The 7,684-nt window shown below is 39.4% G+C and carries 6 protein-coding genes; 2 read left to right on the forward strand and 4 right to left on the reverse strand.

What is annotated here, in order from left to right:
• Window positions 1-93: 93 nt before the first annotated feature.
• From metG to AKK44_RS05660, 3 genes are all read right to left on the reverse strand, one after another.
• A complete protein-coding gene (gene metG / locus AKK44_RS05650) occupies window positions 94-2,103 on the reverse strand; it encodes a methionine--tRNA ligase (RefSeq protein ID WP_054278882.1) in 2,010 nt (669 codons plus the stop codon).
• A 146-nt stretch (window positions 2,104-2,249) separates the two neighbouring features.
• Window positions 2,250-2,957 (reverse strand): YoaK family protein, encoded by a 708-nt coding sequence (locus AKK44_RS05655; protein WP_037594984.1) that lies wholly within the window; start codon window positions 2,955-2,957, stop codon window positions 2,250-2,252.
• A 258-nt stretch (window positions 2,958-3,215) separates the two neighbouring features.
• Window positions 3,216-4,868 carry a hypothetical protein gene (locus AKK44_RS05660; protein WP_054278883.1) on the reverse strand — a complete coding sequence of 551 codons (1,653 nt, stop codon included), beginning with the start codon at window positions 4,866-4,868 and terminating at the stop codon, window positions 3,216-3,218.
• A 140-nt stretch (window positions 4,869-5,008) separates the two neighbouring features.
• Here AKK44_RS05660 and AKK44_RS05665 point away from each other — a divergent pair, with 140 nt between their 5' ends.
• Complete coding sequence (locus AKK44_RS05665) at window positions 5,009-5,836, forward strand: exodeoxyribonuclease III (RefSeq protein WP_054278884.1); 828 nt, start codon at window positions 5,009-5,011, stop codon at window positions 5,834-5,836.
• Between the two features lie 469 nt (window positions 5,837-6,305).
• On the forward strand, window positions 6,306-6,899 hold the full coding sequence (locus tag AKK44_RS05670) for a hypothetical protein (protein WP_054278885.1): 594 nt from the start codon (window positions 6,306-6,308) through the stop codon (window positions 6,897-6,899).
• 351 nt (window positions 6,900-7,250) lie between these two features.
• On the opposite strand, the gene AKK44_RS05675 is transcribed toward AKK44_RS05670, so the two are convergent.
• Window positions 7,251-7,684: IS30 family transposase (locus AKK44_RS05675; protein WP_152911069.1), on the reverse strand; the 434-nt coding region annotated here is incomplete at its 5' end.

The raw sequence follows: 7,684 nt of genomic DNA on the forward strand, positions 1-7,684 counted from the left end.
TCAACTATTTTTAACACCATATATAGTTTTTTCTGCTAAACGCATAAAAAAGAACCAGCCCAATTTCTTGGTGCTAGTTCTCTAAGTGTTGTCTTAACCAATGATGGAGCCATTAGGGACAGATGGGTCAACCGTCAACACGGTTAATTTTCCATCGTGTTCTGCTGAGAGAATCATTCCTTGGCTGATATAGGTTTTCATCATTTTACGTGGCTTTAAGTTGGCAACGATTTGTAATTTTTTCCCCACAAGCTCTTGCTCATTTGGGTAATAGGCTGCGATTCCTGATAAAATCTGACGGTCTTCACCATCACCAGCATCCAGACGGAAGCAAAGCAGTTTTTCTGAACCTTCTACTCTTGATACTGCCTTCACCTCCGCAACACGTATCTCAACGGCATCAAAGGTGTCAAATTTGATTTCGTCTTTTTCTGATACCAAAGTGACTTTTTCAGGATTCCATTCAGCAACGCTATCTGATGAAGCGTTCGCTGTCTTATCCATTTCTTGTTTGATGTAGTCAATCTCAACAGCCATATCTAAGCGTGGGAAAATCGGAGTCCCTTTTGAGACCACTTTGAGTCCTGTTGGCAGACCTGACAGGCTCAAGTGCTCAAGATCAAAAGATACCTCTAAGCCGAGCTGTGCCATAATGGCATTTGACGTGCTCATCATAACTGGCTGAATCAAATGTGCCACCACGCGCAAGCTAGCTGCCAAATGTGCCATAACACTTGCCAGATGCTCTTTGTTGCCATCTTCTTTGGCAAGTAACCAGGGAGCTGTTTCGTCAATATACTTATTGCTGCGTGAAATAATGGTCCAGACAGCATCCAATGCACGTGGGTAGTCAACAGCTTCCATGTATTTATGATAGTCCGCGATACTTTTTGCCACAACAGTCTCTAAATCAGCATCAAATTCAGTCACTTGCTCAACGTAAGCTGGGATTTCCCCGTCAAAGTATTTATTAATCATGGCAATCGTGCGGTTGAGCAAGTTTCCAAGGTCATTAGCTAACTCATAGTTGATACGACCCACGTAGTCTTCTGGAGTAAACGTTCCGTCTGAACCAACTGGTAGAGACCTCAACAGGTAGTAACGTAGCGGGTCGAGACCAAAACGCTCCACTAACATTTCTGGATAGACCACATTGCCCTTTGATTTAGACATTTTGCCGTCTTTCATGACAAACCAGCCGTGGGCGATTAAACGCTCTGGCAATGGTAAATCAAGCATCATTAACAAAATTGGCCAATAGATTGAGTGAAAGCGTAAGATATCTTTACCAACCATATGAACAACCGTTCCATTCCAAAAACGCTCATAAGTTGCTTGGTCGTCCTGACCATAACCTAATCCTGTCACATAATTCAACAAAGCATCAATCCAAACGTAAACCACATGCTTAGGATTTGATGGCACAGAAACGCCCCAAGTAAAGGTCGTACGGCTAACCGCTAAATCTTCCAAACCTGGCTCGATAAAATTCTTAAGCATTTCATTCATGCGACCTTCTGGTTGGATAAAGTCTGGATGCTCATTGAAAAACGCTACCAATCGGTCTGCGTATTTGCTCAAACGAAGAAAGTAAGATTCTTCAGAAACCCATTCGACCTCATGCCCTGATGGCGCAACGCCACCAACCACCTTACCAGTCTCATCGCGAAAGACTTCTTCTAGCTGGCTTTCAGTGAAAAATTCCTCGTCCGATACAGAGTACCAACCTGAGTACTCTCCGAGATAGATGTCATCTTGGGCTAGTAAGCGCTCAAAAACAGCCGCCACAACCTCTTCGTGATAGCCATCTGTTGTACGAATAAACTTGTCATAAGAAATATCAAGCAACGACCACAATTTCTGAACGTCACGAGCCATTCCATCAACATAAGCTTGAGGAGTAATGCCTGCTTCTTCAGCCTTGGTTTGAATTTTTTGACCGTGCTCATCAAGACCTGTTAAGTAAAAGACCTCATGGTTCATCATGCGCTTGTATCTGGCAAGCACATCACAAGCAATCGTTGTGTAGGCAGATCCAATATGAAGCTTACCTGATGGGTAATAAATTGGGGTAGTAATATAAAATGGTTTTTTATTGGTCATTGTATTTCCTTTCAAGGCTAATGAAACCTTTTGTAATCGCAGTATTGTGAGAAAACCCTAAGGCAAAAATATGTCGTGCTTGGGCGTTTGTCAGTATTACATTATACCATACTTTTGAGTTCAAAAAAACCGATAAATGGTCCCTACTAGGCACGCATAATCGGCTTTATTTTTGTTTGAATCACATAATATTCTTGTGTCAACAAATAATTGACATATAACAAGGGCACTAAAACAGGTGTCAAAGCGTATTCGCCATAGGCTAGTGATAAAAGGGTCGAGCAAACCACACCACAAGCAAAAGCAACAATAACAGTCAGCGTATTGCGCCCAATGTTGAAGAGCTCATCATTTTTTTCATACCATCCCTTGGTCAATAAATACGCCGCATTTTTGATGTTTCCTGTCATCATAACGTTGGCATAGCTAGCACCTCTTAGTGTCTTAAAGGTATCTACTTGTATAGACGCAAAAAACGCCAAGGCTGATACTGTGAAAAACGAGGACACAAAAGGCGTTAAAGCCGATGTGATGACTCCTAAAAAGGTTAACACAAAACTTGACAACAAATACCAATGCAAACCATTTTTAGTTGCCCAACGATTCATAAAATAGGTAAAGGACTGCCCCAACATAAAGACAACAATAGGCAGTAAAAATTGTAAAGCTTGCTCAATATCGTGCTCTGAAAACCTAATGGCAAAAGATAACAAATTACCCGTTTGGACACCTGCAAAACGTCTGCCTTGCGTGATATAGGTAAAAGCATTCACATAGCCACTAATAAAACAAAGGGTCACTGCGCAGCGCAATCCCTCATAAACCAGATATTTTTTGCGTTTCTTTTTTGACATACTAACCTTTCCTTGCTTTAATCACAAAAGAAAAAATACTGACAGACAGTATTTCATCTTTCATCGGTAGGGCCTGACAATCCATAAATCAGGCAAATGCTCGACCAGTTACTGGTCAATCAGTCCTTAAGCATAGGATAGTATAGCACAGCACTGGTTTTAAATCAAGGTTTTCTTTGTCAAAAACTCCTTGAAATAAAAAAACCAATCTGCCTCTACCTTTTAAAGCATGATAGACAGATTGGTTATCTTTTTCTACTAAGGGGTTTCTGTCTGGATGACAAGGTTCGTGAGGTAGTTTTCTTCACCCAGTTGTGCCTTGAAGCGGTCACCAACTTTCAAGAAAGGTAACAAATCACTCGTGTCACGACTAGCTTTAACCTTGTAGATGGTTTTATCAGATGAAATGTAATAAATCGTTGTTCCTGAAACAATCTGGCTAGCCAACTGGTCCACCTGACCAGCAATCATTTTTGCTGCCTTATCAGAAATAATAGCTGTCGACAAGGAGCTTGTGTCTCGGTTGGTAAACTGAGCTATCAAGGTCTGAATGTCATTATTAACAGTCACTTGTTGATAATCCTCTGCATCAACCAAGGCATAGGATTTGACGAGGCCTGCACCGTCTTTTAGCGAAACCAAATAATAGGCTTTTTTGTTTAGCTTGACCAGAGTTGGTGCTGTAGCAGTGTATTTTTTCTCCTGCACTTCCCCTTCAGCTGATTGCATGGCTGATGATTCGGTCGCTGAAGCCAACTTGTAGTTAATGATTTGACGGGTTCTCATATTAACCAAAATAAAGCCCAAGTTTGAGGAATCTGCTGTTGCTGAGGTGATTCCTGTATAGAGATAAATGTCTGAACCTATTGTAATGTAATTGTAGTTATCAGTCGTTTTTTTGACACCTGATTGGCTAAATACAGTATTCCAGTAGCCATCTTTGTAAGTGTAGTAGTCATTGACTCTCTCAAGCACATTCTCAGCAGAATAAACACGGTCAACCCATTTTGGAACGTTTTTTAGCTCATAATATTTCGACTGACCAGTAACTGCATTTAGCAAAATCACACCATTTGGATCAGGCGATGAGAGACCAAATTTTGGCTTATATGTGGTTGCCACATAATAAGGGGTGCCATGGTCATCAACCTCAAATGAAGGGTCTGAGAAAATGGCAAATGGGTGTTGGAAGCGCAGATGTCTCTTAGTGTCTCTAAACATAAACTCTGAATTTGAGTATTTCATAGCTTCTTTTAATTTGACAAGTTCTGCTTTACCTGTAGTTTGGTTGACCTTAACGTAATAGCCAATCCCTTCTTGGCGATTGGTAACCCATTTCCAAAAAGACTTGTACTCTAAAGGCGACACGCGGTAAGGTAGCTCACCGATAGTGACTTGGCGGTACTCGTCGGAAATCCCAAACTGAGACACCTTGTCAATGGTTCCTAAGTAGGTATCACCAATCTTTTCGGCAGAGTCTCTGTCCAAAAGCGCCAAAGCAGACAAATTTGTTTCTGGGAAATCCTTGCTAAAATCTGCCTTTTTCACCGTGATGACATTGGCATAACTTTTTGCTCGAAACACACGGTTATTAACAACAGTCAGAATAAACAGACCTGATAAAATAGAAACAATTGCTATCACAATCCATTTGAGACTGCCTGTCACATTTTTCGTCGAAAAGGTCACATCTTTGCGGATCATTGATGAGATATTGGTTGAAAACAAGGCTAAAATTGCCTTGGTAAAGCGCCTAACCGCTATATTAAGACCCAAAAAGATAAGTAAAAATATCACAAAAATCCAAAAATCCGTGCTAAAAGGATTGATGGGAGGTAAATTAATCCAATAGTAACTAGCAATGATGACTAATGTCAAGACTGCAGCGGTGAGATTGATGATTCTTTTCATAAAAACTCCTTTTAGGGCATGAGCCCGAGCTAACTGTCTTTATTATACCATATTTAGAGGATTTGCATTGGAAACATTAGCTTGTCTGCACTTTTTTTGATAGAATAAAACCACGATTACCTTATAGAAAGTGAAACCATATGAAACTCATCTCATGGAACATTGACTCCCTAAACGCAGCCTTGACAGGGGATTCTCCTCGCGCTTTGTTGTCACGCTCAGTACTAGATACTCTAGTAGCTCAGGATGCGGATGTCATCGCCATCCAAGAAACCAAATTACCAGCCAAAGGCCCTACAAAAAAACACCTCGAAGCCTTACACGCTTACTTTCCTGATTATACCAATGTGTGGCGCTCATCAGTTGAGCCTGCTAGAAAAGGCTACGCAGGAACCATGTTCCTCTATAAAAACAGCCTAACACCTATCGTGACCTTCCCAGATATCGGTGCACCTAGCACCATGGACTCAGAAGGGCGCATCATAACCCTTGAATTTGACAATTTCTATGTGACACAAGTTTATACTCCAAATGCTGGTGATGGCCTCAAACGTCTCGAAGAACGCCAAGTTTGGGATGACCGCTATGCAGACTATCTAGCTAGCCTAGATGCCAAAAAACCAGTCCTAGCAACAGGGGACTACAACGTGGCTCACAAAGAAATTGACCTCGCTAACCCTGCCAGCAACAGACGCTCGCCTGGCTTTACCGACGAAGAGCGTGATGGCTTTACCAAGCTTCTCAACCGAGGCTTCACCGATAGCTTCCGCTTGATTCACGGTGACGTCCCAAATGTCTATACTTGGTGGGCGCAACGTAGCAAAACCAGCAAAATCAACAATAGCGGCTGGAGAATTGACTACTGGCTGACATCAGATCGACTTGCCACAAGTATCCGTCGCTCAGAGATGATTTCCTCTGGTGAACGCCAGGACCACACCCCAATCTTACTAGAGATTGACCTATAACCCAACCAGCAATATCTTTAGCCTGTTCCCAATGTAAATAATGGGAGTTACCAACAAGCAATAATTTAGTGTTTTGATGATTATTAAAAAACTCAGATTCCTTATACTCATTTTCCCTAAACTGTTGAGAAAAAATTATTACTGGATAACTTTCTGATACTTTTAATGCATCTCCTTCAACTACAAATTCAGGAATATGCAATAAATGTTCTCCATTCTGTAATTTAGCTTTGTTTCTTGCACATATTAGAGCATTTTTCCATAATTTATTATCTAGATTTTTTGTAAAATTTTTATTCCCCCGTTGTAAAATATTAATAAAATGAAATTTTATATTGAATATAGGTTAATAAAGCGTTACAATGAAATCGGTTACAAGTATCTTTTTTAAATCTAGATAATAGAAAGGAGAAAAATATAATTGCTAGATTATAAAAAATTAGAAACAAAAAGAAGGGAATACTGACTTATGAAATTGAAAAAATTATCGTTATTGATAGCAACGAGTATTTTGTTAGGAAACTATGTTGCACCAATTGGATTAGCTAGTATAGTACATGCGGATAGTCTTGTTAAGGCAGATAATACTAGTGAAGTAATTTCACAACAACCTTTTGAAAAGATGGTCGAAGATGGCTATTTAGAAACAGATGTTAATACTAAAAAGGTTTTAATCACAGAAAAATACAAGCAAGAAGTACTATCTTCGGTTGATACCAATGTTTATGATGTGAGGTTTACTGAAAACTCAGTTACTATCAGTCCTATATTCTCGCCACGCGCATTCACTGGAGTCTCTAAAGTTGTGTATACTTGGAAAGGTATCGATATATATTTAGATAATGTGCGAGCAAATAAATTAGCAGCAGCTTTAGCTGTAGGAGCTGAAGTTGCTGCTTTAGCAGGGTTGGTTCCAGCATCCGCAGTTGGAGCAATTATAGGAGAAATATTTGCAATAGGTTCAGGTCTTGTATGGTATAATAATGCAGCAGGTAGAGGCATTATTATAGGTTGCATAGGGCAATTCCCTCACGCAAAAGCACATTGGATTACTTCTCAATAATGAATCCAAACTATTATTATTTATGTCTGATAAGTATATTAGTATCAGTATTTGCCATATTACTTTCTAGAAATGTTAATAATACTAAATTGAAAAAAGCTATAATTCTTACAGCTATCTTCATTGCGTTAATTTCTACTATTGTACTGATAATATACTTTTTAAGTTTATAAACCTCTATCCATAATTAAGACCTGTATACATACTCCTAAAATTTGATTATATTTTAAACAGAGGATCTAGTTCTATATTACAGAGAACTAGATCCTTTTCTTTTTTATCATATAAATTTATTATCCTCAATTGTCAAGTCAAGTGAACAAACTATTCATCTGACTAAGTTAATTATTTCTATGCTGTTTGAGCTAGCTCAAACAGTTTTTTTGCAGACTGATAGTTGTGTATCTTTCTTAATTTGTTATTGATGGCTTGTGTATAGGTAGCTAATTCTTCTTGAGTTAGTTCCTGTAGTGATATTCCTTTAGGAACAAACTCTCTGAGCAAGCCGTTAAAATTCTCATTAGTTCCACGCTCGTGAGAGGTATAAGCATGAGCAAAATAGATATCGACACCCTCTAGTTCACTTAGTAAAGCGAACTCACTCCCATTATCAGCGGTTATAGACTTGATAGGATAGTCTTTCATATAATCTAAAATAGCCTGATTAACGTACTCAGCTTTCTTTTCAGGAAGTTTAATCGTCAGGGCATATCTGGTTTGTCGCTCAATTAAAGTCAAGATAGAAGGTTCTCCAGCAGTCTTTAACCCAAGTACCGAGTCAATTT

This window comes from Streptococcus phocae (genome assembly GCF_001302265.1).
Lineage (GTDB): Bacteria > Bacillota > Bacilli > Lactobacillales > Streptococcaceae > Streptococcus > Streptococcus phocae.

Bases quoted from the DNA above. Each gene is read 5' to 3' on its own strand.
- metG (WP_054278882.1), bottom strand. From the start codon at position 2,103: ATGACCAATAAAAAACCATTTTATATTACTACCCCAATTTATTACCCA.
- AKK44_RS05655 (WP_037594984.1), bottom strand. From the start codon at position 2,957: ATGTCAAAAAAGAAACGCAAAAAATATCTGGTTTATGAGGGATTGCGC.
- AKK44_RS05660 (WP_054278883.1), bottom strand. From the start codon at position 4,868: ATGAAAAGAATCATCAATCTCACCGCTGCAGTCTTGACATTAGTCATC.
- AKK44_RS05665 (WP_054278884.1), top strand. From the start codon at position 5,009: ATGAAACTCATCTCATGGAACATTGACTCCCTAAACGCAGCCTTGACA.
- AKK44_RS05670 (WP_054278885.1), top strand. From the start codon at position 6,306: ATGAAATTGAAAAAATTATCGTTATTGATAGCAACGAGTATTTTGTTA.